The sequence below is a fragment of the Nocardioides sp. T2.26MG-1 genome (assembly GCF_950101795.1).
Classification (GTDB): Bacteria; Actinomycetota; Actinomycetes; order Propionibacteriales; family Nocardioidaceae; genus Nocardioides.
This window is the reverse complement of the sequence record NZ_CATNLZ010000037.1, coordinates 49,326-76,317: the sequence shown is the minus strand read 5'-3', so window position 1 is coordinate 76,317 and position 26,992 is coordinate 49,326. Positions and strand designations below refer to the sequence as shown.

General features: G+C 72.4%; 24 protein-coding genes. 10 read left to right on the top strand and 14 right to left on the bottom strand.

Annotation, left to right across the window (positions count from 1 at the left end):
- Nucleotides 1-21 precede the first annotated feature (21 nt).
- The 3 genes from QQZ14_RS24315 to rpsO form a co-directional block, all read right to left on the bottom strand.
- Complete coding sequence (locus QQZ14_RS24315) at nt 22-1,266, bottom strand: M16 family metallopeptidase (RefSeq protein WP_284537021.1); 1,245 nt, start codon at nt 1,264-1,266, stop codon at nt 22-24.
- 104 nt (nt 1,267-1,370) lie between these two features.
- Nucleotides 1,371-3,614 (bottom strand): polyribonucleotide nucleotidyltransferase, encoded by a 2,244-nt coding sequence (locus tag QQZ14_RS24310; RefSeq protein ID WP_284537020.1) that lies wholly within the window; start codon nt 3,612-3,614, stop codon nt 1,371-1,373.
- 444 nt (nt 3,615-4,058) lie between these two features.
- Nucleotides 4,059-4,334 (bottom strand): 30S ribosomal protein S15, encoded by a 276-nt coding sequence (gene rpsO / locus QQZ14_RS24305; protein WP_090852529.1) that lies wholly within the window; start codon nt 4,332-4,334, stop codon nt 4,059-4,061.
- A gap of 237 nt (nt 4,335-4,571) precedes the next feature.
- Between rpsO and QQZ14_RS24300 the strand changes: the two genes are divergently transcribed.
- Nucleotides 4,572-5,201, top strand: coding sequence for a L,D-transpeptidase family protein (locus QQZ14_RS24300; RefSeq protein ID WP_284537019.1), 630 nt, complete (start codon nt 4,572-4,574; stop codon nt 5,199-5,201).
- A 37-nt stretch (nt 5,202-5,238) separates the two neighbouring features.
- Here QQZ14_RS24300 and QQZ14_RS24295 read toward each other — a convergent pair whose 3' ends face one another.
- A complete protein-coding gene (locus QQZ14_RS24295) occupies nt 5,239-5,484 on the bottom strand; it encodes a DUF6458 family protein (RefSeq protein ID WP_284537018.1) in 246 nt (81 codons plus the stop codon).
- A gap of 117 nt (nt 5,485-5,601) precedes the next feature.
- On the opposite strand from QQZ14_RS24295, the gene QQZ14_RS24290 reads away from it, so the two are divergent.
- Nucleotides 5,602-7,773, top strand: coding sequence for a molybdopterin-dependent oxidoreductase (locus QQZ14_RS24290; protein ID WP_284537017.1), 2,172 nt, complete (start codon nt 5,602-5,604; stop codon nt 7,771-7,773).
- On the opposite strand, the gene QQZ14_RS24285 is transcribed toward QQZ14_RS24290, so the two are convergent.
- Nucleotides 7,733-9,907, bottom strand: a complete 2,175-nt coding sequence (locus QQZ14_RS24285; protein WP_284537016.1) for an MMPL family transporter — start codon at nt 9,905-9,907, stop codon at nt 7,733-7,735. The genes QQZ14_RS24290 and QQZ14_RS24285 overlap by 41 nt on opposite strands.
- Nucleotides 9,908-10,043: 136 nt before the next feature.
- Here QQZ14_RS24285 and QQZ14_RS24280 point away from each other — a divergent pair, with 136 nt between their 5' ends.
- On the top strand, nt 10,044-11,204 hold the full coding sequence (locus QQZ14_RS24280; RefSeq protein ID WP_284537015.1) for a sensor histidine kinase: 1,161 nt from the start codon (nt 10,044-10,046) through the stop codon (nt 11,202-11,204).
- Entirely contained in the window at nt 11,132-11,797 is a 666-nt protein-coding gene (locus QQZ14_RS24275; RefSeq protein ID WP_284537014.1) for a LuxR C-terminal-related transcriptional regulator, read from the top strand. Before QQZ14_RS24280 ends, QQZ14_RS24275 begins: the two co-directional genes overlap by 73 nt.
- Here the strand turns inward: QQZ14_RS24275 and ptsP are convergent.
- Nucleotides 11,794-13,479: a phosphoenolpyruvate--protein phosphotransferase gene (gene ptsP, locus QQZ14_RS24270; protein WP_284537013.1), complete on the bottom strand. Its 1,686-nt coding sequence runs from the start codon at nt 13,477-13,479 to the stop codon at nt 11,794-11,796. The genes QQZ14_RS24275 and ptsP overlap by 4 nt on opposite strands.
- Before the next feature lie 88 nt (nt 13,480-13,567).
- Between ptsP and QQZ14_RS24265 the strand changes: the two genes are divergently transcribed.
- From QQZ14_RS24265 to QQZ14_RS24250, 4 genes are read left to right on the top strand one after another with little or no spacing between them, the layout of a single operon-like run.
- Nucleotides 13,568-14,335: a DeoR/GlpR family DNA-binding transcription regulator gene (locus QQZ14_RS24265; protein WP_284537012.1), complete on the top strand. Its 768-nt coding sequence runs from the start codon at nt 13,568-13,570 to the stop codon at nt 14,333-14,335.
- Nucleotides 14,332-15,288 carry a 1-phosphofructokinase gene (gene pfkB, locus QQZ14_RS24260; protein ID WP_284537011.1) on the top strand — a complete coding sequence of 319 codons (957 nt, stop codon included), beginning with the start codon at nt 14,332-14,334 and terminating at the stop codon, nt 15,286-15,288. Before QQZ14_RS24265 ends, pfkB begins: the two co-directional genes overlap by 4 nt.
- A 4-nt stretch (nt 15,289-15,292) precedes the next feature.
- Entirely contained in the window at nt 15,293-17,383 is a 2,091-nt protein-coding gene (locus QQZ14_RS24255; protein WP_284537010.1) for a PTS fructose transporter subunit IIABC, read from the top strand.
- 41 nt (nt 17,384-17,424) lie between these two features.
- A complete protein-coding gene (locus tag QQZ14_RS24250; RefSeq protein ID WP_284537009.1) occupies nt 17,425-17,685 on the top strand; it encodes an HPr family phosphocarrier protein in 261 nt (86 codons plus the stop codon).
- 7 nt (nt 17,686-17,692) lie between these two features.
- Here the strand turns inward: QQZ14_RS24250 and QQZ14_RS24245 are convergent, their stop codons facing one another.
- From QQZ14_RS24245 to rimP, 8 genes are all read right to left on the bottom strand, one after another.
- Nucleotides 17,693-18,667, bottom strand: a complete 975-nt coding sequence (locus QQZ14_RS24245; protein ID WP_284537008.1) for a hypothetical protein — start codon at nt 18,665-18,667, stop codon at nt 17,693-17,695.
- Nucleotides 18,664-19,596, bottom strand: a complete 933-nt coding sequence (locus QQZ14_RS24240; RefSeq protein WP_284537007.1) for a bifunctional riboflavin kinase/FAD synthetase — start codon at nt 19,594-19,596, stop codon at nt 18,664-18,666. Before QQZ14_RS24240 ends, QQZ14_RS24245 begins: the two co-directional genes overlap by 4 nt.
- A gap of 20 nt (nt 19,597-19,616) precedes the next feature.
- Nucleotides 19,617-20,486, bottom strand: coding sequence for a tRNA pseudouridine(55) synthase TruB (gene truB / locus QQZ14_RS24235; RefSeq protein ID WP_284537006.1), 870 nt, complete (start codon nt 20,484-20,486; stop codon nt 19,617-19,619).
- Nucleotides 20,473-20,964, bottom strand: a complete 492-nt coding sequence (gene rbfA / locus QQZ14_RS24230) for a 30S ribosome-binding factor RbfA (protein ID WP_284537005.1) — start codon at nt 20,962-20,964, stop codon at nt 20,473-20,475. Before rbfA ends, truB begins: the two co-directional genes overlap by 14 nt.
- Before the next feature lie 69 nt (nt 20,965-21,033).
- Nucleotides 21,034-23,889, bottom strand: a complete 2,856-nt coding sequence (infB, locus tag QQZ14_RS24225; protein WP_284537004.1) for a translation initiation factor IF-2 — start codon at nt 23,887-23,889, stop codon at nt 21,034-21,036.
- A gap of 135 nt (nt 23,890-24,024) precedes the next feature.
- Complete coding sequence (locus tag QQZ14_RS24220) at nt 24,025-24,474, bottom strand: YlxR family protein (protein WP_284537003.1); 450 nt, start codon at nt 24,472-24,474, stop codon at nt 24,025-24,027.
- A complete protein-coding gene (nusA, locus tag QQZ14_RS24215; protein WP_284537002.1) occupies nt 24,449-25,429 on the bottom strand; it encodes a transcription termination factor NusA in 981 nt (326 codons plus the stop codon). Before nusA ends, QQZ14_RS24220 begins: the two co-directional genes overlap by 26 nt.
- The gene (rimP, locus tag QQZ14_RS24210) at nt 25,429-25,944 is read right to left on the bottom strand and encodes a ribosome maturation factor RimP (protein ID WP_284537001.1); all 516 of its coding nucleotides are present in this window, start codon (nt 25,942-25,944) and stop codon (nt 25,429-25,431) included. Before rimP ends, nusA begins: the two co-directional genes overlap by 1 nt.
- Before the next feature lie 73 nt (nt 25,945-26,017).
- Between rimP and QQZ14_RS24205 the strand changes: the two genes are divergently transcribed.
- Together QQZ14_RS24205 and QQZ14_RS24200 are read left to right on the top strand one after the other, a co-directional pair.
- Nucleotides 26,018-26,446 carry a hypothetical protein gene (locus QQZ14_RS24205; RefSeq protein WP_284537000.1) on the top strand — a complete coding sequence of 143 codons (429 nt, stop codon included), beginning with the start codon at nt 26,018-26,020 and terminating at the stop codon, nt 26,444-26,446.
- Nucleotides 26,443-26,874, top strand: coding sequence for a ferritin-like domain-containing protein (locus QQZ14_RS24200; protein ID WP_284536999.1), 432 nt, complete (start codon nt 26,443-26,445; stop codon nt 26,872-26,874). The genes QQZ14_RS24205 and QQZ14_RS24200 overlap by 4 nt, the downstream gene beginning before the upstream one ends.
- The last annotated feature ends 118 nt before the right edge of the window (nt 26,875-26,992 follow it).

Here is a 26,992-nt window from a genome sequence, read left to right as displayed (position 1 = left end):
GTCGAGCCGCGCGGGGTGCTGTCAGCCCGGACCGACCACCGCGAGGATCTCGGGCCGCGAGAAGACCTCGGCCGCGATCTCGCGGACCTCGTCGAGCGTGACCGCGTCGATGCGGTCGATCACCTCGTCGATGCTGAGCAGCCGGTCGTGGACCAGCTCCGCCTTGCCGATCCGCGACATCCGCGAGGCGGAGTCCTCGAGGCCGAGCACCAGTCCCCCGCGCAGCTGGCCCTTGCCCCGGGCCAGCTCCTCGGCGGTGATCCCGGACTCGGCGACCTTCGCGAGCTCCTCGCGGACCACGGCGAGCACGTCGTCGAGCTTGCTCGGCAGGCAGCCGACGGACACGCCGACCAGGCCCGAGTCGGCGTGGTGGCTGGCGAAGGAGAACACCGAGTAGGCCAGGCCCCGGCGCTCGCGGACCTCCTGGAAGAGCCGCGACGACGTCCCGCCGCCCAGGGCGGTGTTGAGGACACCGAGGGCGAACCGGCGCTCGTCGTCTCGCCGCAGCCCCTCCATGCCGAGCACCACGTTGACCTGCTCGAAGGGGCGGGTCGTCACGAGCTGCCCGGGCCGGATCCGCTTGCGCGACCCGTGCCGCGCCTCGACCGGAGTGTCGAGGCCGTCGAGCCAGCCGTTGCGGCCGAAGGCCTGCCGCACCTGGCGCACCAAGGCGGCGTGGTCGACGTTGCCGGCGGCGGCGACCACGATGTTGGCGGGACGGTAGTGGCGCCGGTAGAAGCGGCGTACCTGGTCACGGGTCAGCGACCGGATCGAGGCGACGGTGCCCGCGATCGGGCGGCCGAGCGGGGTGTCGCCCCACGCCTGCTCCGCGAACAGGTTGTGCACGACGTCGTCGGGGTCGTCGTCGTGCATGGCGATCTCGTCGAGGATCACCTCGCGCTCCGCCTCGACGTCCTCGGCATCGAGGGTCGAGGCGGTGATCATGTCGCCGAGCACGTCCACCGCCAGCGGCAGATCCTCGTCGAGGACCCGCGCGTGGAAGCAGGTGTACTCCTTGGCGGTGAACGCGTTGAACTCCCCGCCGACCGCGTCGAGCGCCACCGAGATGTCCAGGGCCGTCCGCTCCGCGGTGCCCTTGAACAGCAGGTGCTCGAGGAAGTGCGAGCAGCCGTGCAGCGCGGGGCTCTCGTCACGCGAGCCGACACCGACCCACACACCGATGGCGGCGGACCGCACCCCGGTCTGGTGCTCGCTGATCACACGCAACCCGGAGGGCAGCACGGTACGCCGCACCCGCGACGTCACCTGGCCCCCTGCGTCGGTGGTCGTCTGCAGCGTGCGCGTCGTACCCCGGGAAGACGGCGACCCGCCAGAGATGCTCTGGCGGGTCACCGGTGTTGAAGCGTTGGTCACTCGGAGTCGTCCGCACCCTCGGCGTCGTCCGCCGGCGCGTCCTCACCCTCGACGACCGGGATCAGCGACAGCTTGCCGCGGTCGTCGATCTCGGCGATCTGGACCTGGATCTTCTGGCCGACCGAGACGACGTCCTCGACCGCGTCGACCCGCTTGCCGCCGGCGAGGGAGCGCAGCTTGCTGATGTGCAGCAGGCCGTCCTTGCCGGGCATCAGCGAGACGAACGCACCGAAGTTCGTCGTCTTGACGACGGTGCCGATGTAGCGCTCGCCGATCTCGGGCATCGTCGGGTTGGCGATCGCGTTGACGGCGTTCTTCGCTGCCTCGGCGGCCTCACCGTTGGTGGCACCGATGTAGATGGTGCCGTCGTCCTCGATCGTGAGCTGGGCGCCCGTGTCGTCCTGGATCTGGTTGATGATCTTGCCCTTCGGACCGATCACCTCGCCGATCTTGTCCACCGGGATCCGGATGGTGATGATGCGCGGCGCGTAGACCGACATCTCCTCGGGCTCGTCGATGGCCTCGGCCATCACGTCGAGGATCGTCATGCGGGCGTCGCGCGCCTGCTGGAGCGCCTGGCCCAGGACCTCGGCGGGGATGCCGTCGAGCTTGGTGTCCAGCTGCAGCGCGGTCACGAACTCGCGGGTGCCGGCGACCTTGAAGTCCATGTCGCCGAACGCGTCCTCGGCACCCAGGATGTCGGTGATCGCGACGTACTGGAGCTGGCCGTCGACCTCACCGGAGATCAGGCCCATCGCGATGCCCGCGACGGGTGCCCGCAGCGGGACACCGGCCTGGAGCAGCGACAGGGTCGAGGCGCAGACCGAGCCCATCGAGGTGGAGCCGTTGGAGCCCATGGCCTCGGAGAGCTGGCGGATCGCGTAGGGGAACTCCTCGCGCGTGGGCAGCACCGGCAGCAGCGCGCGGCGGGCCAGCGCACCGTGGCCGACCTCGCGACGCTTCGGGGAGCCGACGCGGCCGGTCTCACCGGTGGAGAACGGCGGGAAGACGTACTTGTGCATGTAGCGGCGCGACTTCTCCGGGGAGAGCGTGTCGAGCTTCTGCTCCATGGTGAGCATGTTCAGCGTGGTGACGCCCAGGATCTGGGTCTCGCCACGCTCGAACAGCGCGGAGCCGTGGACCCGCGGGATCACCGCGACCTCGGCGTGCAGCGGCCGGATGTCGGCCAGCCCGCGGCCGTCGATGCGGACCTTGTCGCGCAGCACCCGCTCGCGGACGACCTGCTTGTTGACCGAGCGGAACGCCGCGCCGATCTCCTTCTCGCGACCCTCGAACTGGGCGGCGAGCTGGTCGAGCAGCGCAGCCTTGAGCTCGTCGGTCTTGGCCTCGCGCTCCTGCTTGTCGGCGATCGTCATCGCGGCCGAGAGGTCGGCCTTGGTGGCGGCCTCGACGGCGGCGTAGACGTCGTCCTCGTAGTCGAGGAAGACCGGGAAGTCGACGACCGGCTTGGCGGCCTCCTTGGCCAGCTGGGCCTGCGCCTCGCAGAGCTGCTTGATGAACGGCTTGGCGGCGTCGAGACCGCTGGCGACGACCGACTCGGTCGGGGCCTGCGTGCCGGACTGCACCAGCTCCCAGGTCTGCTCGGTGGCCTCGGCCTCGACCATCATGATCGCGACGTCACCGGTCTCGGTGACCCGACCGGCGACGACCATGTCGAAGACGGCGTTCTCGAGCTGGCTGTGCGACGGGAAGGCGACCCACTGGCCCTCGATCAGGGCGACGCGGACGCCGCCGACCGGGCCGGAGAACGGCAGGCCGGAGATCTGGGTGGAGAGCGACGCGGCGTTGATCGCGAGCACGTCGTAGGGCATGTCGGGGTCGAGCGCCATCACCGTGATGACGACCTGGACCTCGTTGCGCAGGCCCTTCTTGAACGTCGGTCGCAGCGGGCGGTCGATCAGGCGGCAGGTGAGGATCGCGTCCTCGCCCGGCCGGCCCTCGGACCGGAAGAACGAGCCGGGGATCTGCCCCACGGCGTACATCCGCTCCTCGACGTCGATCGTGAGGGGGAAGAAGTCGAAGTGGTCCTTGGGGTGCTTGCCCGCCGTCGTGGCCGACAGCAGCATGGTCTCGTCATCGAGGTAGGCGGTGACGGAGCCGGCGGCCTGGCGCGCGAGGAGTCCGGTCTCGAACTTCACGGTGCGCTGGCCGAACTTGCCGTTGTCGAGAACCGTCTCGACGGCGGAGATCACGGGCTCGGTGGAATGGGCTTCAGTCAAGGGTTCGTCCCTTTGCTTCGCGGAGCGATCCGCGGCGTCCCGCTCGGGGCGGGAGTTCTCTCCGGTGTCCGGAGGAAGAGCCGCCATGAGGGGCCGGTCTTCGATCGAGGCCCGCAGATCCGTGCGCCTGGGTGAGGCGCGGATCGTGAGAGCCACTACCGAGGACCGGGCCAGAACGTGCGGGTCGCTCCTGGGTTGCTGTTCTTCAGTTGTCTTCAGTGGTGAAGTCTGGTGCGTCCGACACTATCGGGATTGCCCGGATATGCAGAACCGCGCCGGACACCGCTACGGATGAGCGGCGTCCAGCGCGTGCGTTCTCAGGGCGTCGCGTTCCTCGGTGCTCCTGCGCGTGCGGCCGCAAGGCGGAGGCCCGAAGGCGGCCTTGGAGCGAAGCGGGCCGTCGAGGGCCGACAACGCGGCGGACGCTCCGCAGGAGCGGCGAGGTCAGCGACGCAGGCCCAGGCGCTCGACAATAGAGCGGTAGCGGGCGATCTCGGTCTTCTGCAGGTAGTTCAGCAGCCGGCGGCGCTGACCGACGAGCAGCAGCAGACCACGACGGCTGTGGTGGTCGTGCTTGTGGGTCTTGAGGTGCTCGGTGAGGTGGCTGATGCGGTGGCTGAGCAGCGCGATCTGGACCTCCGGCGAGCCGGTGTCGCCCTCGGTCGTGGCGTACTCGGCGATGATCTTCTTCTTGGTCTCCGCGTCGGTACCGATCGACATGCGGGCTCCTTCCGGCCCTCTCGGGCACAATCGCTGCGCGGCGCGCCGGGGCCTGTTCACCCGGGCACTCTGGTTCCGCGGCCGTTGGACGGCGTGTCGCCCCTGGAGGCAACCTGAGAACTCTAGCGCGAGGGCCGTCCGGGCACCCAATCCCAGGCGCTCCCGTGTGATCATCGAGCGGTGGTACGCCGACTCGGAGCACTCCTCGCCCTCCTCCTCGCAGCCACGGTGCCGGCCGTGTTGCCCGCACCCGCGCAGGCGGCAGCTCCGCCCTGGGCGGAGCTGGTGCCGGCGGGGACGACCCAGGTGGTCCGCACCGTGTCGAGCCACGACTACTGCCGTCGGGTCTGGTGCACGCTCACCCAGGCCTGGGAGCGGGATGCGGAGGGCCGCTGGGAGAAGGTCCGCGAGTTCCGCTCCACCATCGGGAGCCGGGGCTGGGGCAAGCAGCGGGAGGGGGACAACCGCTCCCCGGTCGGGGTCTACCGGATCAAGGTGACGTTCACGACCGGGTCCGAGAACCCCGGCGAGATGCCGTGGCGTCGCCGGCGCGCGACCTCGGTGGTCTCGGGGGCCGCCGGGCCGAACTACAACACGTGGGTCGAGGTCCCCGGCGTCACCAGCGGCAACCGGCCGTCCATGCGGTCGGGCTGGGTGGTCGACTACAACCACGTCCGGCTGCGGCCCGGGGCCGGGCCGCGCCCGGTGCCCGGCAAGGGCAGCGGGATCTTCTACCACACCTCGAAGCCCGGGCACCGCTGGGCGCCGACGGCCGGCTGCACCCAGGTCGGCAACCCCCGGCAGATGCGCTGGCTGCTCACCTGGCTGCGACCGGACGCCCGGCCGCGGATCGTCCAGGGCCGCTGAGCAGAGCCGGCCCCCGAGGGCCGGCGCAGGCTCGGGCTCAGATGGCCGGGGGTGCCTCGTCGCGGCGCTGCGCCACGGTCTGCGTGCCGTCCGCGTGGGTGGTGACCGCCGTCGAGCGGCGGGCGCGGTTGGTGGAGATCGCGGTCAGGACCACGGCAAGCAGGCCGACCGCCGCGAGGATCCATCCCACCATCGTGAGATCCACGCCCGAGATGCTGTCGGTCACCGCCAGCGCCAGGATCAGACCGAGAGCGAGCAGGAAGATACCGAGTCCGTATCCCATGGAGGTTCCTTTCACCGGGCCCCTTGATGGGCCGTTCTCTAGGCGGTGTCCATTCGGCGGTATGCGGAAACCCTCGAGGGACGCCTCCCCCGGGTGGGTCGTGTCACGATGAGGCGCATGCCGGTCGAGAAGAAGCTGGGCGTCTGCAACCTGTGCGAGGCCATCTGCGGCCTGGAGCTGACCCTCGAGGACGGTCGAGTCACGGGGATCCGCGGCAACCCCGACGACCCGCTCTCGCGCGGGCACATCTGTCCCAAGGGCACCGCGCTCGCGGACGTCCACGCCGACCCCGACCGGCTCCGGCGGCCCGTCCGGCGGGTCTCGACAGGCTCGACCACCGAAGACCGCTGGGAGGAGATCGGCTGGGACGAGGCGCTCGACCTGGTCGCCGACGGGCTGGCGCGAGCGGTCAACGAGCACGGCCGTGACGCGCTGGCGATCTACCTCGGCAACCCCAACGCACACAGCCTCGGGTCACTGACCCACGGCAGCGCGCTGCTGAAGTCCTTCCGCACGCGGAACAAGTACAGCGCCACCTCGGTCGACCAGCTCCCGCACCAGCTCGTGGCCCACGTGATGTACGGCCACCAGCTGTTCCTCCCGATCCCGGACATCGACCGCACGTCGTACTTCCTGGTGCTGGGCGCCAACCCGATGGCGTCCAACGGCTCGCTGATGACCGTCCCCGACTTCCCGGCCCGGCTGCGCGAGCTCGACGCGCGCGGCGGCCGGATGGTCGTGATCGACCCGCGCCGCACCGAGACCGCGAAGGCCGCCCACGAGCACCACTTCGTGCGGCCCGGCACCGACGCGCACCTGCTGCTCGCGATGCTGCACATCCTGTACGACGAGGGGCTGACCCGCCCGCCGGGCTACGTCGACGGCCTCGAGCTGGTGGAGGACGTGGTGCGGCCGTTCACGCCCGAGGCCGCGGCCGAGGTGACGGGGGTGCCCGCCGACGAGATCCGGCGGATCACCCGGGAGTTCGCGGCCGCCGACGGGGCCGCGGCGTACGGACGGGTCGGCGTCTCCACCCACGCGTTCGGCACCGTGTGCCAGTGGGCGATCCAGCTGCTCAACCTGCTCACCGGCAACCTCGACCGTCAGGGCGGGGTCTGCTTCACCAGCCCTGCGATCGACGCGGTCGGCACCGGGCTGATCGGGCGCGGCCACCACGACCTGTGGCGCAGCCGGGTGCGCGGCCTGCCGGAGTCGGGCGGCGAGCTGCCGGTGTCGGTGCTGCGCGAGGAGATCGAGACGCCGGGCGAGGGTCAGGTGCGCGCGCTGCTCGCCCTGGCCGGCAACCCGGTGTCGTCGACGCCGGACGGCAACGCGCTCGACCGGGCGCTGGCCGGGCTGGACTTCATGGCGGCCGTCGACATCTACGTCAACGAGACCACCCGGCACGCCGACGTGATCCTGCCGCCGACCACGGCGCTCGAGCGCGACCACTACGACCTGGTCTTCCACCTGCTCGCGGTGCGCAACACCGCCCGGTTCACCCCGGCCGTGCTCCCCGCCGAGGACGGCGCGATGCACGACTGGCAGATCTACCGCGAGATCGCGCGGCGCACGCAGCAGCGGCTGGCCGCCAAGCTGCCGCTGTCGAAGCGGCTCGTGCTCCGGGCCCGGCTCACCGTCAGCCCGACCCGGCAGATCGCGCTGCTGCTGCGGCGCGGGTCGTCCGGGGTCACCATGCGCGACCTGCGCAAGCACCCCGAGGGCGTCGACCTCGGTCCGCTGCGCGCCGGCCAGCTCCCCCGGCGGCTGCCGCACCGCAGCGGCCGCATCGACGCCGCCCCGGCGCTGGTGCTCGCCGACGTGGCCCGGCTCGCCGCCGTACCGCCCCTCGAGCCGGGCGCGCTGCGGCTGATCGGCCGGCGCCACCAGCGCGACTGCAACTCGTGGATGCACAACACGACCCGGCTGACCAAGGGCCGGGCGCGCCATCAGCTGCTGATGCACCCCGACGACCTCGCCGAGCGCGGCATCGCGGACGGCTCGGTCGTCGAGGTGAGCTCCCGGGTCGGCACCGTGGACGTCGAGGTCCTCGCGACCGCGGACATCATGCGCGGCGTCGTCAGCCTCCCCCACGGCTACGGACACCGCCGGGAGGGCGTCCGCCTGGAGCAGGCGGTCGACCTCCCGGGGGTGTCCATCAACGACCTCACCGACCCCGAGCTGCTGGACGTCTCGGGCAACGCCGCCTTCAACGGCATGCCGGTGCAGGTCCGGGTCAGCAGCAGCGTCAGCGACCGGACAGGGCGTACGCCGGATCCGGTTCGCTGATCTCCACGCCGCGCGGGCGCTGGGGCCGGCGCGGCCACCAGGCCCGCTCGCCGAGCAGCACCAGGATCGCCGGCAGCATCACCAGCCGGATCAGCGTCGCGTCCAGCAGGATCGACGCCGAGAGCCCGACGCCCATCATCTTCATCTCGACCATGCTGAGCGTCGCGAAGATCGCGAACACCGAGACCATCACCGCCGCGGCGCTGGTGACCACGCCGGCCGTGTCGGCGATGCCGCGCTCGACGGCGAGCCGCGTCGGCAGACCCCGGTCGACGTGCTCGCGGATCCGGCTCAGCACGAACACGTGGTAGTCCATCGAGAGCCCGACGAGCACCACCAGCACGAACAGCGGCAGCCAGTCGATCACGAAGCCGGGAGTGGTGAAGTCGAGTGCGCCGCTCCCCCAGCCGTGCTGGAAGACCAGCGTCAGCACGCCGAACGCCGCGCCGACCGAGGCCAGGTTGAGGATCGTGGACACGATCGCGAGCGCGACGCTGCGGAACGTCGTCACCATGATCAGCATCGTCAGCAGCAGCACGAAGCCGATCACCAGCAGCAGCCGGCCGTCCTGGTGGTCGGCGAAGTCCAGGTCCTCTGCGGCCCAGCCACCCACGGCGTGCTCGCCGTCGACGTCGCCCAGCGCGGCGGGCACCAGCTCGTCGCGCAGCTCGCGCACGGCGCCGTTCACCCGGTCGTCGGTCTCGACATAGGGCATGCCGAGCACGACCATCGACGTGGTGCCGTCGGCCGAGGTCTGCACGCCACGGCCCGAGGCCACGAAGTGCCCGGTCGCCACCGCGCGGTCGGTGAGGTCGCGGAGCGCCTCCTCGACGTCGCCCTGTGACGCGGCGTCGGCTTTGACCACGACGTTCGCGCTGGCGCCCTCGTCGGCGGGGAAGACCTTGCTGATGTCCTTGACGGTCTGCACCTGCGGGATCGAGGCGGGCAGGGTGTCGAGCGTTCCCGAGTGGGTCTTCATGCCGAGAGCAGGTACGGCGAGCCCGAGGACCACGACGCCCGAGAGGACGAGTGCGATCGCGGGGTGCCGGACGACCGGCCGGAGCAGCCGGCTGCTGATGCCACCGCGCCCGATCCGACGGTTCAGCCGCCAGAGGAGCGGGACCCGCGGCCGGTCGACGAAGCGTCCGAGCTTGACGAGCAGCGCGGGCAGCACGGTGATCGAGCCGAGGACGGCGACCGCGACGACCAGGATCGAGCCGATCGCGAGCGAGTTGAAGGTCGCGTCGCCGACCACGAAGAGGCCGGCCATGGACGCGATCACCGCGCCGCCGGACACCAGGATCGAGTGGCCCGACGTACGCGCCGCGATCTCGACGGCGTCGAGCGTGGTCCGGCCGTTCGCCCGTTCCTCGCGCTCGCGCTTGAGGTAGAACAACGAGTAGTCGACGCCGACCGCCATGCCGATCAGCACGATCATGCTGGAGACGGTGAGCTCGGCCGGCACCAGGTGCGAGAGCGGCGCCAGGAGCCCGATGGTCGCGGCGACGCTGCTGGCGGCCAGGAGCACGGGGATGCCCGCAGCGATCAGGGCGCCGAACGCGAGCGCCATCAGGAGCAGGGTGATCGGGAGGCTGATCGTCTCCGCGGAGCCGAGGTCGTCCGCCACCCGGTCGTTGATGGCCGCGTCGATCGTCAGGTCCCCGGCCTCGCGCACCTGCAGGCCGGAGTAGCTCGCCTGCACGTCGTCGGTCACCGCCTGCACGGCGTCGGCGTCGTCGGCCCCCGCTGCGAGCTCGACCGAGACGAGCAGCGCGGTGTGGTCCTGGTCCCACTGGGGCTCGGCGACCCGGGTGACGCCGTCCGCGGTCCGGGCCCCGCTGACCAGCTCGGCGGCGGCCCGGTCCGCCTGGTCGGCGTCGAGGGCGCCCGAGCGGGCGGTGATCAGGATGTTCTCCGTGTCGGGCTGCGTGAGGTGGGCGTCGGTGACCATCGCGTCCGCACGGCCCGACTCGCCGATGCGGTAGTCGGCGTCGGTGGTCTCGTGGGTGGGGATCGCGACGGCGCAGCCGACGGCGACCGCGACGAACGCGATCCAGCCGAGGATCGCCCGCCAGGGATGCTCGGCGCTCCATCTCGCCGCCTTCATCGGTGCTGCTGTCAGTGGGTTGCCCATGGCAGTCTCTCCTGGGTTGTCGTTTGGTGCTTCCAGCCTCGGGTCGCGCGACCTGCGCGTCAGGGGCGCAGGGACCCGGCCCCAGGTGGTGCCAGCACCACTGCGCGGAGTCGGGCGGACCCGAGAGGATGAGGGCGTGAGTCGCCTTCGTCTGACCGGGTACGCCGTGGCCCAGTTCTTCCTCTCCATCGCGATGCTGGTGCTCGCGGCGCTGTGGGTGGTGGGCGGCGTGCTCGTGGTGGTCTGGGTGGGACTGGCCCTGCTCGCGGGCACCCTCGCCGCGACCCGGGCCATCGCCAACGCGCACCGGACGATGGCCGCCCGGACCCTGGGGCAGCCGGTGCCGGTGCCCTACCGGCCCCTGCCCGACGGGTCCTTCTTCGACAAGGCGCGGGTCGTGCTCGCCGACCCGATGACGTGGCGCGACCTCGCCTGGCTGTTCGTCGCGCCGGCGGTCGGGCTCGTGGTGTCGCTGCTCGTGATCGTGCTGATGCTCGGCGTCGTCACCGGCTTCATCTGGTGGTTCGCGACCCCGCCGCTGATGACCGCTCGCGCCTACTTCGACCGGTTCTTCCTGGCCTACAGCCGCACCGAGCGCCTCGAGCAGCGCGTGCAGGTGCTGACCGAGAGCCGCGCCGACGTGGTCGACCACTCGGCCGCCGAGCTGCGCCGGCTCGAGCGGGACCTGCACGATGGCGCGCAGGCCCGGCTGGTGGCGCTCTCGATGAGCCTCGGCATGGCGGACGCGGCGTTCGAGGAGGACCCCGACAAGGCCCGGCAGCTCGTGCAGGACGCCCGCAGCACCACGGCCGCCGCGATCGGCGACCTGCGCTCGGTGGTGCGCGGCATCCACCCGCCGGTGCTCGCGGACCGCGGTCTGGCCGGCGCGGTGGCAGCGCTGGCGCTGGACATGGCGATCCCCGTGCAGGTCGACGTACGCCTCCACGGCCGGCCGCCGGCGCCGGTCGAGGCCTGCGTCTACTTCGGGGTCGCGGAGTGCCTGGCCAACATCGGCAAGCACGCGGGCGCCCACAACGCCTGGATCACCATCGGTCACGAGGGCGGACTGCTGCGCACCGTGGTCGGTGACGACGGGCGCGGCGGCGCCGACCCGGGATCCGGCACCGGCATGCTGGGGGTGATGCGCCGGCTCGCGGCCTTCGACGGCACGATGTCGGTGTCGAGCCCGGCCGGCGGCCCGACCCTGGTGACCTTGGAGGTTCCGTGCACGCTGCAGGCGACCGTGGACTCAGGCTCGTCCTCGCCGAGGACCACGCCCTCCTCCGGGCCGGCCTGATCCAGCTGCTCGAGGGCAACGGGTTCACGATCCTGCACGCGGTCGACAACGCCCCCGCCCTCGCGCAGGCGCTGCTCGACCCGGACGCCGACGCCGCCGTCCTCGACGTACGCCTGCCGCCGACGCAGACCGACGAGGGCCTGCGCGCCGCGATCGAGGTGCGCGCGGCGCGGCCGGGCTTCCCGGTGATGGTGCTCTCGCAGTACGTCGAGCAGCTCTACGCCCGCGAGCTGCTGGCCAGCGGGGTGGGCGCGGTCGGCTACCTGCTCAAGGACCGGGTCTCCGACGTGGCGGAGTTCGTCGACGGCGTACGCCGCGTCGCCGCGGGCGCGACCGTCCTCGACCCCGAGGTCGTGGCGACGGTGATGGCGCGGCGCCGCGACGAGCCGCTGGACCGGCTCTCCCCGCGCGAGCGGGAGGTGCTCGGGCTGATGGCCGAGGGCCGCTCCAACGCCGCGATCGGCGCCCACCTCTCGGTCACCGAGAAGGCCGTGGCCAAGCACATCAACAGCATCTTCACCAAGCTCGACCTGCCGATCGACGAGGACGACCACCGGCGGGTGCGGGCCGTGCTCGCCTGGCTGCGGGTCTAGCCCAGCAGCAGCGCCCGCACGGCGTCGCGGGCGGCGGCCGGGTCCGTGGCGGACAGCGCCACCTCGGCGGCGTCCTCGCACACGTCCATCGGCACGGTCGCGAGCCGCGCCCCGACGGGACGGACGGCGGCGGCCGCCATCGAGAGCGACGTGACGCCCATGCCGACCAGCACGCAGGCCAGCAGCGGGTCGGCGGCGGCCTCGCCGCAGACGCCGACCGGCTTGCCGGCGTGGAAGCCGGCCTCGGCGGTGATCGCGATCAGCTGCAGCACCGCCGGCTGCCACGGGTCGGTGAGGTGGGCGAGGTCGGTCGCCATCCGGTCGGCGGCCATCGTGTACTGGGTCAGGTCGTTGGTGCCGATCGAGAGGAAGTCGACGACCTCGAGGATCCGGTGGGCGAGCAGCGCCGCGCTCGGGACCTCGATCATCACCCCGGCCTTGAGGCCGAGTGCGTGGACCTTCGCGGCGAAGTCGCCGGCCTCGGCGACCGTCGCGACCATCGGCGCCATCACCCACGCCTCGGTGCCGGTCGCGTTCGCGGCCTTGGCGATCGCCTCGAGCTGCCGGTCGAGCAGGCCCGGGTTGTCGAACGACAGCCGCAGGCCGCGCACACCGAGGGCCGGGTTCTCCTCCCCGGCGTGGGTCGCGAACGCCACCGGCTTGTCGGACCCGGCGTCCAGCGTGCGGACCACGACGTACCGGTCCTGGCCGAAGGGCCCCAGCACCTCGCCGTAGATGCTGGCCTGCTCCTCGACGGACGGCTCGTCCTGGCGGTTGAGGAAGCACAGCTCGGTGCGGAACAGGCCCACGCCCTGCACCGGCGCGGCGCTCGCGGAGCGGGCGGAGTCGGCGTCGGCGACGTTGGCGAGGATCTTGATCGACACCCCGTCGGCCGTGGCCCCCGGCCCTTCCCAGGACGCGAGAGAGGCGCGCTGCGCCACGTCGGCCGCCACCCGCTCCTCGGCCTCGGCCGGGTCGGGGTGCAGCTCCACGACGCCGGTGGTGCCGTCGACGAGCAGCGGCGTGCCGGCCGGGATCGTCATCGCACCGGCCACGCCGACCACGCAGGGGATGCCGAGCTGGCGGGCGATGATCGCCGTGTGGCTGGTCGGGCCACCGCGCTCGGTCACCAGTCCGAGGACCACGGCCGGGTCGAGCCCGGCGGTGTCGGAGGGAGCAAGGTCCTCGGCGACCAGCACGGACGGCGTGTCGGGCACGACCACACCCGGCTCGGGCTCGCCGACCAGGTGGGCCACGATCCGGCGTTCGATGTCGTGCAGGTCGGTCACCCGCTCGGCCATCAGGCCGCCCATGCCGGTGAAGACCGTGACGAACTGCTCGACGCCGGAGTGGACGGCGGTCAGCAGGTCCTCACCCGCAGCCAGGTGCTTGCGCACCGCGGCGCGCAGGCCCTTGTCCCGGGCCAGGCCGGCGCTCGCGGTGAGCACCTCGGCGGCGGCGCCGGAGGCCTTGTCGGCCTTGCGCGCGAAGCCCTCGGAGACCGCCTGGGCCGCCTCGACGTACGCCGCCAGAGCGGCATCCGCGTCGGCGAACGACGGCTCGAAGGCGGCGATCGCCTCGGGGGAGACCGCGGACCGCACGAGCACGGCAGGACCGTGGGCGAGGGCGGGGACGACCGGCGTGCCGCGCAGGGTAGAACGGACCTCGGAGCTGGTGACCATGCTCACCAGTAAACGACCGCCGCCCTTGACAGTCAACACGTTCGGGCGTAAAACCACAGATACAAAGATCGGGAGGAGTGTCATCGCAATGTACGCCGAAGAGCGGCAACAGGCTATGGCCCAGCTCGTCACCGAGCACGGCCGCCTGTCGGTCGCGGCGATCGCCGAGCAGTTCGACGTCACCACCGAGACCGTACGGCGCGACCTCTCCACCCTCGAGCGGATGGGGCTCGTCCGCCGGGTCCACGGCGGCGCGGTGCCGGCGAGCTCGCTCGCGGTGATCGAGTCCGGGCTCGGCGAGCGCGACCAGGCCAACACCACCCAGAAGGAGCTGATCGCCAAGGCGGCCCTCGACCAGCTCCCCCCGCCGGGAGGCACCGTCCTCCTCGACGCGGGCACCACCACCAGCCGCTTCGCGATCATGCTGCCCCGCGACCACCGGCTCACCGTGATCACCCACGCCGTGCCCGTCGCGGCCCGGCTGGCCGGCCTGCCCCAGATCGACCTGCACCTGCTGCCCGGCCGGGTGCGCTCGACCACGCAGGCCGCCGTCGGCGCCGACACCGTCACCGCGATCAACCGGCTCAGGGTCGACGTCGCGTTCCTCGGCACCAACGGCATCTCGGTCGAGCACGGGCTCTCGACGCCCGACCCCGACGAGGCCGCGGTCAAGCGCGCGATCGTCGGTGCGGCCCGCCGGGTGGTCTGCCTGACCGACTCCAGCAAGGCCGGCACCGACGCCTCGGTGCGCTTCGCGGCCCTGGACGAGATCGACGTGGTCGTCACCGACGACCACCTCCCCGTTGGCGACCGCGTCGCGTTCGAGGTCGCCGGACTCGAGGTCGTGACCGCATGATCCTCACCCTGACCGCCAACCCCAGCGTGGACCGCACCGTCGTCCTGGCCGGGCGGCTCAAGCGCGGCAAGGTGATCCGGGCCGACTCCGTCATCTCCCAGGCCGGCGGCAAGGGCGTCAACATCGCCCGGGCCTGCATCGCGGCCGGCGTCCCGGCGATCGCCGTGCTGCCCGCGGCCAAGGACGACCCCTTCGTGCTCGAGCTGCTCTCCGCCGGCATCGACTGCCGCCCGGTCCCCCACGACGGCGCCCTGCGCGTGAACATCACCATCACCGAGCCCGACGGGACCACCACCAAGCTCAACAGCCCCGGCCCGGCGCTGACCGACGCGGTCCGCCGCGAGCTCGCCGAGGCGCTCCGACGGCGGGCCGCGGACGCCGACTGGGTCGTGCTCGCCGGCTCGCTGCCGCCGGGCACCCCGCCCGAGTGGTACGCCGAGCTCGTGGTGCTGCTGCGCGAGAACGGCGCCCGGGTCGCCGTCGACACCAGCGACGCGCCCCTGCGCGCCCTCGTCGACCGGCTCCCCGCCTCGGCCCCGCACCTGATGAAGCCCAACGGCGAGGAGCTCGCGTCCTTCACCGGCGACGACCCCGAGCTGCTCGAGTCCGACCCGTACGCCGCGGCCAAGGCCGCGCGCACCCTCGTCGAGGCGGGCGTGGAGAGCGTGCTCGCCACCCTGGGCGCCCGCGGTGCCGTGCTGGTGAACGCCGACGGCGCCTGGCACGCGACGCCTCCCCCGACCACCGTGGTCAGCACGGTCGGAGCGGGTGATTCGAGCCTGTTCGGGTACCTCCTGGGTGATCTCCGCGGCAACCCCCCGGAGGAACGACTCGCACTAGCAGTGGCCTACGGCAGCGCGGCCGCAGGACTACCTGGCACGACCATGCCTCATCCCCAGCAGGTGCGCCCCGATCTCGTCTCGGTGCGGGACCTGGACCTTCGCGAAGGGTGACCCGATGTCAGACCTGATCACCGCCGAGCTGATCCGCCTGGACGCGGACCTCGGCGGGGACAAGCACGCCGTGATCCGCTCGATGGCCCGGATCGTCGGCGCCGCCGGCCGGGCGGTCGACGTCGACCAGCTCGTCGAGGACGCGTTCGCCCGCGAGGCGACGTCCGGGACCGGGCTGCCCGGCGGCATCGCGATCCCCCACTGCCGCACCGCCGGCGTCGAGGAGCCGGTGCTGGCCTTCGCCCGCCTGGAGCCGAAGGTCGACTTCGGCGCCAAGGACGGCCCGGCCGACCTGGTGTTCCTCATCTCGGCGCCCGCCGGGGGCGACAACACCCACCTCCAGCTGCTCACCAAGCTCGCCCGGGCCCTGGTCAAGCCGGCGTTCACCGATGCCCTGCGGGCCGCGGAGACTCCCGACGAGGTCGCCGAGGTCGTCGGCGATATCGTCGGTGCGGCGCCCGCCGCCGCGAAGCCCGCCACTCCCCCGGTGGCCTCGGCGACCCCGGCGGCCGCGCCGGCGCCCGCCACGCCCGCCGTACGCCGCCTGGTCGCGGTCACCGCCTGTCCGACCGGCATCGCCCACACCTACATGGCCGCGGAGGCGCTCGAGGCCGCCGCGTCCCGCGCGGGCGTGGACCTCCAGGTCGAGACCCAGGGGTCGGCCGGCGCGAAGCCGCTCGACCCCGCCACGATCGCCGCCGCCGAGGCGGTGATCTTCGCCGTCGACGTCGGGGTGCGCGACCGGCACCGGTTCGCCGGCAAGCCCCTGGTCTCCTCCGGGGTGAAGCGTCCGTTCGACCAGGCCGACGCGATGATCGCGGAGGCCCTGCAGCACGCCGACGACCCGAACGCGCCCCGTGTCGAGGGCACCTCGGGCGGCGGCGGGACGGCCGCTCCCTCGACCGCTGGCGAGAGCTGGGGCGGGCGGACCCGCCGGGTGCTGATGACCGGTGTGTCCTACATGATCCCGTTCGTCGCCGCGGGCGGTCTGCTCATCGCCCTCTCGTTCCTGCTCGGCGGCTACGAGATCGCCAAGGACAACAACTATGGGCAGATCGCGGTCGACAACACGATCTTCGACCTGCCCAGCCCGGGCGCGCTCGGCCTCGACCACGCGCTGTTCGGGTCCGGCCTCGCGGCCTACATCGGCGCCCTGTTCTTCGTGATCGGCAAGACGGCGTTCATGCTGTTCATCCCGGCGCTCGCGGGCTACATCGCCTACGCGATCGCCGACCGGCCCGGCATCGCCCCGGGCTTCGTGATGGGCGGCCTCGCGGCCAACCTCTTCGCCGTTCAGAACTCCGCCGACAGCCCCGTGTCGATCCCGGCCACCGGGTTCCTCGGCGCGATCGTCGGCGGCGTGCTCGCCGGCCTGATCGCACATTGGGTCGGCGGCTGGAGCGTCCCGGTCTGGATGCGCGGCCTGATGCCGGTCCTGATCATCCCGCTGGTCACCTCGGTCGTCGCCGGCCTGCTGATGATCGTGGTGTTCGGCAAGCCGATCGGCTGGCTGATGGACCAGCTCAACGACGGGCTCAACTCCCTCAGCGGCAGCAGTGCCGTCCTGCTCGGGATCATCCTCGGCCTGATGATGGCCTTCGACATGGGCGGCCCGCTCAACAAGGTCGCCTACAGCTTCGCGGCGGCCGGCGTCGGCGGTGCGTCCCTGGCGAGCGGCGCACCGGAGCTGAAGATCATGGCCGCGGTGATGCTGGCCGGCATGGTGCCGCCGCTGGCGCTGGCGCTGGCGACCGTCGTCCGCCCCGGCCTCTTCAACCAGGCCGAGCGCGAGAACGGCAAGGCCGCCTGGGCCCTCGGGGCGAGCTTCATCACCGAGGGCGCGATCCCGTTCGCCGCCGCGGACCCGCTGCGCGTGATCCCCGCGATCATGGCCGGCAGCGCGGTCACCGGCGGGCTCTCGATGGCGCTCGACGTCGGTGTCCGGGCACCCCATGGCGGCATCTTCGTGCTGTTCGCCGTCAGCAACATCCTCGGCTACCTGATCGCGCTCGTGGCCGGCACCATCGCCGGCGCCGCCGCCGTCGTCGCCCTGAAGTCGCTCGGCAGCCCCGACCCCGACCTCGTCATCAGCTGAGCACCGACCCAACCCGCCCGACCCATCAAGGAGAACACCACATGCCCACCAAGACCGTCACCGTCGGCTCCTCCGTCGGCCTGCACGCCCGCCCCGCCCAGCTGATCGCGGAGGCCGCCGAGGCGCTCGACGCGGAGGTGCTCATCGGGCTCCCGGGCGACGACGGCGTCGACGCGAGCTCGTCGCTGATGATTATGACCCTGGGCGCCGGTCCCGGCGACGAGGTCGTGGTCTCCAGCGACGACCAGGCCGCGCTGGACACGATCGCGGCGCTGGTCGAGAAGGACCTCGACGCCTCCTAGGACCTGGTCAGGGGCGGTCGCGCAGCGTGAGGTAGACCGCGCGCATGCCGACCGCCCGCTCCAGCTCCCGGGTCACCCCGGAGAAGAACTGCGCGCGGTAGCCCTCGTCGGTGATCGTCGAGACCGTCAGGTAGAGGCCCGAGAACGCCGACAGGAACACCGAGACCTGGATCAGCGCCCGGGACTCGTTGAAGGCCGGGCCGGTCCGCCAGGCCCCGATCACCGGGTCGGTCATGATCAGCGCGCCGAAGAGCATGAGGAACGCGAACACCGCCACCGAGAGCAACAGCACCTGCACGACCTGCACCACGAGCAGCACCAGGATCAGGTTCCACCGCTCGTAGCCGGTGACCTCGGCGTGCGCGGCTGGGTCCGCGTCGGCGTCCTCCACCAGCGCCCGGCAGGGCTGCTCCAGCGGCGTGCCCGCGCAGGCCCGGAGCAGCAGCGCGTCGTCGACGTCGTCGTCGGCGCGGTCGACCTCCTCGGGGAGCCGCACGAGCAGGAACGCGACCGCGAGGAGCGCGAACAGCAGGACCACGAGCCACAGTGACCCGACCGTGAGGTTGCCGCCGACCTGCCACATCTCGGTGTTGATGAACAGGAACGTGATCGCCAGGAGCAGCAGCGGCAGCGCGCGGGTGGTCATCGGCAGCACTCGGCGCAGGCTGCCGAAGGTGCGCTTGAGGCCCCAGCCCACGATCGCCGTGCCGTGCAGCGCGGTCAGGGCGTACCAGACGGCGGCGGCCAGCCCCAGCGAGACGAGGGTGGCCGGAGCGGCGCTGAACTGCCCCGACACCCACGCGAGCGCGGCTCCCGCGGCGGCCGCGAGCAGCGCCACCAGCAGCACGAGCGGGACGGTACGCCGCAGCCGCAGGGCGTTGCGCACGTCGGCCCGGCGCTCGGGCACGAAGTAGGTCAGGCCGTGCCCGAGGAACCACGCGTCCGCGGCCGCGATCGGGTCATCGGGGACGGCGGCCGTCACGTGAGCAGCCCGCGGGCGTGGTCGACGTCGTCGGTCATCTGGTCGATGAGCTTGTCCACCGACTCGAACGCGACCATGCCGCGCAGCCGGTCGACGAAGCTCACCTCGACCTCGACGCCGTAGAGCTCGAGATCGGTGCGGTCGAGCACGTAGCTCTCGACCCGCCGGTCTCGGACGCCGTCGAAGGTCGGGTTGGTGCCGACGCTGATCGCGGCGGGGTACCTCTCGCCGGTGTCGAGCCGGCGCAGCCAGCCGGCGTACACGCCGTCGGGGGGCACCGCGGTCAGCGCGTCGGTCGGCACGTTGGCGGTGGGAAACCCGAGCTCGCGGCCACGCTGGTCGCCGCGCACGACCACGCCGCGCACGGCGTACGGGCGGCCCAGCGCCTCGGCGGCACCGGCGACGTCGCCGGCCGCGAGGCTCATCCGGACGTACGTCGAGGACCACACCTGCGGGCCGCCGTCGAGCGGGATGCCCTCGGCGGTGAAGCCGTAGCGCTCGCCGGTCTCGCGCAGCGTCGCGACGTCGCCGGCCGCGCGGTGCCCGAACCGGAAGTTGGCGCCGACCACGACCGCGGCTGCGTGCAGGACGTCGACCAGCACCCGCTGCACGAACTCCTCGGGCGTCCAGGAGGCCACGTCCCGGTCGAACGGCAGCGCCAGCACCGCGTCCGCCCCGGCGTCGGCCAGCAGCTCGGCCCGCACGTCGAGCGAGGTGAGGGTGGTCGGCGCGTGCTCGGGTCGCAGCACCGCCATCGGGTGCGGCTCGAAGGTCACGGCGACGACGGTCAGCGATCGGTCGGCCGCGGTCTCGCGGGTCCGGTTGACCACGTGCCGGTGCCCGAGGTGGACGCCGTCGAAGTTGCCGATGGTGACGGCGGTCGGTCCGAGGTCGGAGGGGACCTCCTCCAGAGAGCGCCAGATCTGCACCTCGGAAGCCTATCGAGCGATCAGACGAAGACGGCGACGGCCTTGGCGATGTCGCCGCGCGGCTCGTACAGCGCGAGGAACTCGCCCTCCGGGGAGAACACCGCGGTCAGCCCCGCGAGGTCGAGGTCGAGGGCCCGGCCGACGCGCACGTCGGCGGCCTGGGCCTCGTCGAGGTCACGGCTCGTGAACGCGGCGCGGACGGCCTCGGCGATCGGCATCATCGTGAAGTCGTCGGCGAGCTCGTCGAGCGTGTGGGCGGCGTCGAGGCCGTACGGCCCGACGGCGGTACGCCGCAGCGCGGTCAGGTGCCCGCCGACGCCGAGCCGGGCGCCGAGGTCGCGGGCGATCGCGCGCACGTAGGTGCCGCTCGTGCAGCGCAGGGACACGTCCAGGTCGACGGTCTCCGCGCCGGGGCGGACGTCGTGGACCGCGAGCTCGTGCACGGTCACCGGACGGGCCTTCAGCTCCACGTCCTCGCCGTCGCGGACCCGCTGGTAGGCGCGCTTGCCGTCGACCTTGATCGCCGACACCGCAGTCGGCACCTGCTGGAGGTCGCCGACGAACTCCGCGGCGGCCGCCCGGATCGTGGCCTCGTCGAGGCCACCCGCCGAGACCGAGGCGGTCACCTCGCCCTCCGCGTCGTCGGTGGTCGTGGCGACGCCGAGCCGGATGGTGGCGTCGTACGCCTTCTCGGTCAGCATCAGGTGGCCGAGCAGCCGAGTGGCGCGGTTGACGCCGAGCACCAGCACCCCGGTCGCCATCGGGTCGAGCGTGCCGGCGTGGCCGACCTTGCGGGTGCCGGCGAGCCGGCGCACCCGGGACACGACGTCGTGCGAGGTCATCCCGCCCGGCTTGTCGACGACGACCAGGCCGGCGTCACTCGTCGTCATCGACCCCGTCGGTCTCGGGGCCGGACTCGTCGCCCTCGGAGTCGTCGCCGGCCTCGCGGGGCTTCTTGTACGGGTCCTCGCCGCCGGCGTACGCCGTGCCGCGGCGGGCCGCGACCTCCTCGTCGAGCGCCTTGGCGCGGGCGAGCACCTCGTCGAGGTGCCGGGCGCTCTCGGGCAGCGCGTCGGCGATGAACGTCAGCGTCGGCGCGGTGCGCATGCCGAGCTGCTTGGCGACCTCGGAGCGGAGCAGGCCCTTGGCCGACTCCAGCGCCGCGGCGGTGCTCGCCAACGCCGCCTCGTCGTCACCGGACGCGTCGAGAACGGTGTAGAAGATCGTCGCCTGCTGCGAGTCGCCGGTGAGGCGCACGTCGGTCACGGTCACGAACCCGAGGCGCGGGTCCTTGATCCGGCGCTCGAGCATCTCCGCGACGATCACCTGGATCCGGTCGGCGATCTTGCGGACGCGTGGGCTGGCCATGGTTCCTACTCTCTCAAATGGTCGAGTCGGGGCAGCCATACGCGGAGGCTGCGCCGACTCGGCAGTGCATCAGCTGCGCGCGATCTCGCGCATCTCGAACGCCTCGATGACGTCGCCTTCCTTGATGTCCTGGAAGTTGCGCAGAACCAGACCGCACTCGAAGCCCTCGCGGACCTCGGACGCGTCGTCCTTCTCACGCTTGAGCGACGCGAGGTCGAGGTTGTCGGCCACCACGCTGCCGTCCCGGATGACCCGGACCTTGGCGTTGCGGCGGATCAGGCCGTTCGTGACCATGCAGCCGGCGATGTTGCCGATCTTGGACGAGCGGAAGATCGCTCGGATCTCCGCCTGACCGAGCACCGACTCCTCGTAGACCGGCTTGAGCATGCCCTTGAGCGCTGCCTCGATCTCCTCGATGGCCTGGTAGATCACCGTGTAGTAGCGGATCTCCACGCCCTCGCGGTCGGCCAGCTCCGTCGCCTTGCCCTGCGGGCGGACGTTGAAGCCGATGATGATCGCGTCGGACGCGGCCGCCAGGTCGACGTTGGTCTCGGTGATCGCACCGACACCGCGGTCGATGACCCGCAGGCTGACCTCGTCGCCGACGTCGATCTTGGCCAGCGCATCCTCGAGGGCCTCGACCGAACCGGACACGTCGCCCTTGAGGATGAGGTTGAGCTCCTGGCTCTCGCCCTTCTCCATGGAGGCCATGAAGTCCTCGAGGGTACGGCGCACGCGGCGCTTGGCCTGCATGGCCGCCCGCTCGCGGGCCTCGCGCTTCTCGGCGATCTGGCGCGCCATCCGGTCGTCCTCGACCACGATGAAGTTCTGCCCGGCGCCGGGGACGGCGGACAAACCCAGCACCATGGCGGGGCGCGACGGGTAGGCCTCGGTGAGCTCGTTGCCGAACTCGTCGAGCATCGCCCGGACTCGGCCGTGGGCCGGACCGGCGACGATCGAGTCGCCGACGCGAAGCGTGCCGCGCTGGACCAGGATCGTGGCCACCGGGCCACGACCACGGTCGAGGTGCGCCTCGATGACCAGACCCTGGGCGTCCCGGTCGGGGTTGGCCCGCAGGTCCAGCGAGGCGTCGGCGGTCAGGATGACCGCCTCCAGCAGCTTGTCGAGGTTGAGCTCGGACTTGGCCGAGACGTCGACGAACATCGTGTCGCCGCCGTACTCCTCGGGGATCAGGCCGTACTCGGTCAGCTGGCCGCGGACCTTGGTCGGGTCGGCGTCCGGCTTGTCGATCTTGTTGACCGCGACCACGATCGGGACACCGGCCGCCTTGGCGTGGTTGAGCGCCTCGACGGTCTGCGGCATCACGCCGTCGTCGGCCGCGACCACGAGGATCGCGATGTCCGAGGACTGCGAGCCGCGAGCACGCATGGCGGTGAACGCCTCGTGGCCCGGGGTGTCGATGAACGTGATGCGGCGGTCCTCGCCGTCGACGTCGGTGTGCACCTGGTAGGCACCGATGTGCTGGGTGATGCCGCCGGCCTCGCCCGCCACCACGTTGGCGTGGCGGAGCGCGTCGAGGAGCTTGGTCTTGCCGTGGTCGACGTGACCCATGACCGTGACGACCGGCGGGCGGATCTGGAAGTGCGCCGCGTCGCCCTCGTCGTCGGCGAACTCGAGGTCGAAGGACTCGAGCAGCTCGCGGTCCTCGTCCTCGGGGGACACGACCTCGACGACGTAGTTGAGCTCGTCGCCGAGCAGCTCGAGCGTCTCGTCGTTGACCGACTCGGTCGCGGTGACCATCTCACCGAGGCTGAACAGCATCTGCACCAGCTGGGCGGCGTCGACGTTGATCCGCTCGGCGAAGTCGGTCAGGGACGCGCCACGGGGCAGCCGGACGGTCTCGCCGTTGCCCTTGCGGACGCGGATGCCGCCGATCGTCGGGGCCTCCATGGCCTCGAACTCCTGGCGACGCGCCCGCTTGGACTTGCGTCCACGGCGCGACGGACCGCCGGGGCGGCCGAAGGCGCCCTGCGTCTGGCCACGCTGTCCGGGGCGTCCGCCACCGGGGCGGCCGCCGCCGCTGGGGCCGAAGCCGCCACCACCGGGACGGCCGGGGGCACCGGCACCCGCACCGGGGCCACCGCGGCCCGGAGCGCCACCGCGAGCGGGGGCACCGCCGCGGCCGGGGGCGCCACCGGGGCGACCCGGGCCGCCGGGGCCACGGCCACCGGGACCGGCACCGAACGCGGACGGGGACTTGGGCATCATCGCCGGGTTGGGGCGCGGCATGCCCGGGCGACCGGGCGCGCCACCCTCACGGGCTGCCGGCGGACGCGGCGGGCGGTTGTCGCCCGCACCGGCACCGGGACCGGCACCAGGCGCGGCGGGGCCGGCACCGGGCGCGGGCGCGGGCCGACGGCCCATGCCCTGGCTGGACGCGAACGGGTTGTTGCCCGGACGCGGGGTGCCGCCGGGCTTGCCGACGGGACGGGGGGCCGGAGCCTTGGGCGCGGGAGCGGCCGGAGCCGCCGGGGACGCCGACGCGGCCGGGGCCTGCGGGGCCTCGGGCTCGGCCGGGGGCTGCTCGGCCACCGGGGCCGGCTTGGGGCCGGGCTTCGGGGCGGAAGCCTTGGCGGCGGGCGCCTCGGCCGGGGCCTCGGCAGGGGTCTCGGGGGCGACCGGGGCCTCGGCGGCGGGCGCCTCGGGCTCCGGGGCGGCAGCGGCCTTCTTGGCCGGCGCCTTCTTGGCGGGGGACGGCTTCGCCGCGGGCGCCTCGGCGGGAGCCGCCGGCGCCTCGGTCTTCAGCTTCTCGCCGTACTCCTTGCGGAAACGCATCTCCGCGGGCAGCTCGACAGTGGAGCTCGCCGACTTGACGAACTCCCCCATCTCCTTGAACTTCTCGAGAACGAACTTGCTCTCGACGCCGAACTCCTTGGCGAGTTCGTGAACTCGGGTCTTAGCCACGCTTCTCCTTCTGGCCGCAGACCCGGGTCCAGTTCTTGTGCTGGGGGGTGATTGCGACCGTTAGTGGTTGTGCAAACTCATCGGGAAGTACTCATCGAGTGCTCATGAGCTGCTGCTCCAGTTTCTGTCGGTCGATCAGGGCGGTGGTGCTGTGCTGCGGGGGTTGCTGGGTGAGGCGAGGTACTCCCCCACCGGTGCGCTGGAGAGCCCGGTCGAGACCCGGAGGGCCCGGCCGAACGCCTTCCGGCGCACCGCGAGGTCGTAGCACTCGACGGTGGGGTGCAGATGCGCGCCCCGGCCGGGTGCGGTGCCCTGCGGATCGGGGGCGACGACCGGCTGGCCGTGCGTCTCCGAGCCGACGGTCACCCGTAACAACTCACTCTTCGCGGCCCGCTTGCGGCATCCCACGCAGGTCCGGACCGGGCCGATGAGGGCTGAGGGTTCGGGGCATGCAGAAGGAATGCGTTCACGCGCCACTGGCGACAACCCTACCGCTACCGGGCCGGGGATTCGAACCGGGGCGCGGCGCTCGCCTCGGGTCGGAGGCCGCCTTCGTCCCTCAGGCGTCGTCGCTCGCCTCGTCATCGCTGCGGATGTCGATCCGCCACCCGGTGAGGCGGGCGGCGAGGCGGGCGTTCTGGCCCTCCTTGCCGATCGCCAGCGACAGCTGGAAGTCGGGCACCACGACCCGCGCGGACCGGGCGGCCAGGTCGACGATCTCGACCGAGCTCACCCGGGCCGGCGACAACGCGTGCGCGACCATCTCGGCCGGGTCCTCGGACCAGTCGACGATGTCGATCTTCTCGCCGTGCAGCTCCGACATCACGGCGCGCACCCGCGAGCCCATCGGCCCGATGCAGGCGCCCTTGGCGTTGACCCCGGGCACGGTCGAGCGGACGGCGAGCTTGGTGCGGTGGCCGGCCTCCCGCGCGATCGCGGTGATCTCGACGGTGCCGTCGGCGATCTCGGGGACCTCGAGGGCGAACAGCTTCTTCACCAGGTTGGGGTGCGAGCGCGACAGCGTGACCTGGGGTCCGCGCATGCCCTTGCGGACCGACACGACCAGGCACTTGATCCGGGTCCCGTGGGAGTAGCGCTCCCCCGGCACCCGCTCGCCGACGGGCAGCAGCGCCTCGAGCTTGCCGAGGTCGACCATGACGTCGTCGGGGTTGCGGCCCTGCTGGATGATGCCCGAGATGATGTCGCCCTCCTTGCCGGAGAACTCCCCGAACCGGACGTCATCCTCGGCGTCGCGCAGCCGCTGCAGCATGATCTGCTTCGCGGTCGTCGCGGCGATCCGGCCGAAGTCGGCCGGGGTGTCGTCGAACTCGCCGACCGGGTTGCCCTCGTCGTCGACCTCGGTGGCGAACACGGTCACGTGACCGGACTTGCGGTCCAACACGACACGCGCCTGCTCCTGGGCGCCCGGCGACTTGTGGTACGCCGTCAACAGGGCCTGCTCGATCGCCTCGACGAGCACGTCGAAGGAGATCTCCTTCTCCCGCTCGAGCATGCGCAGGATGCTCATGTCGATGTCCATCAGGCCTCCCCCGCCTCGTCGTCAGTGTCGTGGTCCTGCTCGCTCTTGGGCCGGTTGAACTCGACCTGCACCAGCGCCTTCTTCACCTCGGCGTAGGCGACGTCCTTCCGCACGCCGCTGACGTCGAGCGCGACCCGCTCGTCGTCGCTCTCGAGCACCCGGCCCGTCGCCGAGCTGCCGTCGGTGAAGGTGACCTTCACCAGCCGGCCGGCGTTGCGCCGCCAGTGGCGGGGCAGGGTCAGCGGGCGGTCGACGCCGCGCGAGGTGACCTCGAGCGTGTAGGGCTGCTCGCCCATCACCGCGGAGCCGTCGAGCACGCGGTTGACCTCACGGGTCGCCTCCGCGACCTCGTCCAGCGTCACCCCGCCGTCCTTGTCGACGGCGACGCGCAGGATCCGCCGCTTGCCGGCCGGGGTGATCTCGACGGCCTCGATGTCGAGGCCCAGGGCACGCAGGGGGTCGTCGAGCTCTGCCTCGATCTGGTCCCGGGTGGCGTCCTGGTTGGCACTGCTCACGAGTGGGCGACCTCCTTGTGCTGTTGTTGAACGACCACGATAGCGGCTGGCCGGGCTCGGTAGGGTCGTCGCCGTGCCCGCCGGTCCTGCTCTCTCCCGCCGTACCACGCTGGCCCTGGCCGCCGGCGTGGTGGCCCTGGCCGGCTGCGACGACGGCGACGGCGGTCCGGACTCCGCACCCACCGGGTCCCCGGGTTCAGCCGACCCCGACGTGGCACTGGTCGACGGCGTCCTCGCCGAGCTGGCTCGTGCCCAGCGCGTCGCCTCGTCGGCCGGCGACACCGACCTCGTGGCTCTGCACGGGGCGCACATCGAGGCGCTGAACGGGACGCCGGCGCCCACCCCGGCCCGCGGCCGGTTCGGGGCGGCCGACGTCCAGCAGCGCGAGCGCCGCCTGCAGTCCCACCTGGTCGCCGCCGCCGTGGACGCGCAGAGCGGCGCCTTGGCGGCGCTGCTCGCGTCGATGAGCGCGGCCGTGTCGCAGCGGCTGGCGTCGCGATGACCGAGGTCGACGCGTTGCAGGTGGCGCTGGCCGCGGAGCACGCGGCCGTCTACGTGTACGGCGCCATCGGCGGCCGGACGTCGCGCTCGGCGACGCCCGCGCTTGCTACGGCCGTCACGGCGGCGTACGACGCCCACCGGGCCCGGCGCGACCAGCTCACCGCCGCGGTGCTCGACCTGGACGCGGAGCCGGTCGCCGCGGAGCCGGCGTACGAGCTGCCCCGCCTGGACAACCCCGACCAGCTGGCCAGGGGTGCGCTGCACGTCGAGCGCGCCTGCGCCCGCACCTACGTGTACCTGGTGGCGAGCACCACGGACGAGCGGCGCCGCAGCGCGATCGGGGCGCTGAACGAAGCAGCGGTCCGCGAACTCGTCTTCCGGGGAACTCCCGAGATATTCCCCGGAAGAGACGAGTACGCGGACCGCTGAGGCCTGGACATGGCCCGTTGAGCGGCCCCCGCGAGGATGTGGGGGGACTGGCGGGGGAACCGCTCTTGCAAAAGCATGCAACAGAGCCGCCGAGAGCGCGACCGGACCCGAACCTCAC

Excerpts from the sequence above, each read along its gene's own strand:
- rpsO (WP_090852529.1), bottom strand. The coding sequence starts at position 4,334 with ATGTCGATCGGTACCGACGCGGAGACCAAGAAGAAGATCATCGCCGAG.
- QQZ14_RS24295 (WP_284537018.1), bottom strand. The coding sequence starts at position 5,484 with ATGGGATACGGACTCGGTATCTTCCTGCTCGCTCTCGGTCTGATCCTG.
- QQZ14_RS24290 (WP_284537017.1), top strand. The coding sequence starts at position 5,602 with ATGCCGGTCGAGAAGAAGCTGGGCGTCTGCAACCTGTGCGAGGCCATC.
- QQZ14_RS24285 (WP_284537016.1), bottom strand. The coding sequence starts at position 9,907 with ATGGGCAACCCACTGACAGCAGCACCGATGAAGGCGGCGAGATGGAGC.
- ptsP (WP_284537013.1), bottom strand. The coding sequence starts at position 13,479 with ATGGTCACCAGCTCCGAGGTCCGTTCTACCCTGCGCGGCACGCCGGTC.
- QQZ14_RS24265 (WP_284537012.1), top strand. The coding sequence starts at position 13,568 with ATGTACGCCGAAGAGCGGCAACAGGCTATGGCCCAGCTCGTCACCGAG.
- pfkB (WP_284537011.1), top strand. The coding sequence starts at position 14,332 with ATGATCCTCACCCTGACCGCCAACCCCAGCGTGGACCGCACCGTCGTC.
- QQZ14_RS24255 (WP_284537010.1), top strand. The coding sequence starts at position 15,293 with ATGTCAGACCTGATCACCGCCGAGCTGATCCGCCTGGACGCGGACCTC.
- QQZ14_RS24250 (WP_284537009.1), top strand. The coding sequence starts at position 17,425 with ATGCCCACCAAGACCGTCACCGTCGGCTCCTCCGTCGGCCTGCACGCC.
- truB (WP_284537006.1), bottom strand. The coding sequence starts at position 20,486 with ATGACGACGAGTGACGCCGGCCTGGTCGTCGTCGACAAGCCGGGCGGG.
- rbfA (WP_284537005.1), bottom strand. The coding sequence starts at position 20,964 with ATGGCCAGCCCACGCGTCCGCAAGATCGCCGACCGGATCCAGGTGATC.
- QQZ14_RS24220 (WP_284537003.1), bottom strand. The coding sequence starts at position 24,474 with ATGACGAGGCGAGCGACGACGCCTGAGGGACGAAGGCGGCCTCCGACC.
- nusA (WP_284537002.1), bottom strand. The coding sequence starts at position 25,429 with ATGGACATCGACATGAGCATCCTGCGCATGCTCGAGCGGGAGAAGGAG.
- QQZ14_RS24200 (WP_284536999.1), top strand. The coding sequence starts at position 26,443 with ATGACCGAGGTCGACGCGTTGCAGGTGGCGCTGGCCGCGGAGCACGCG.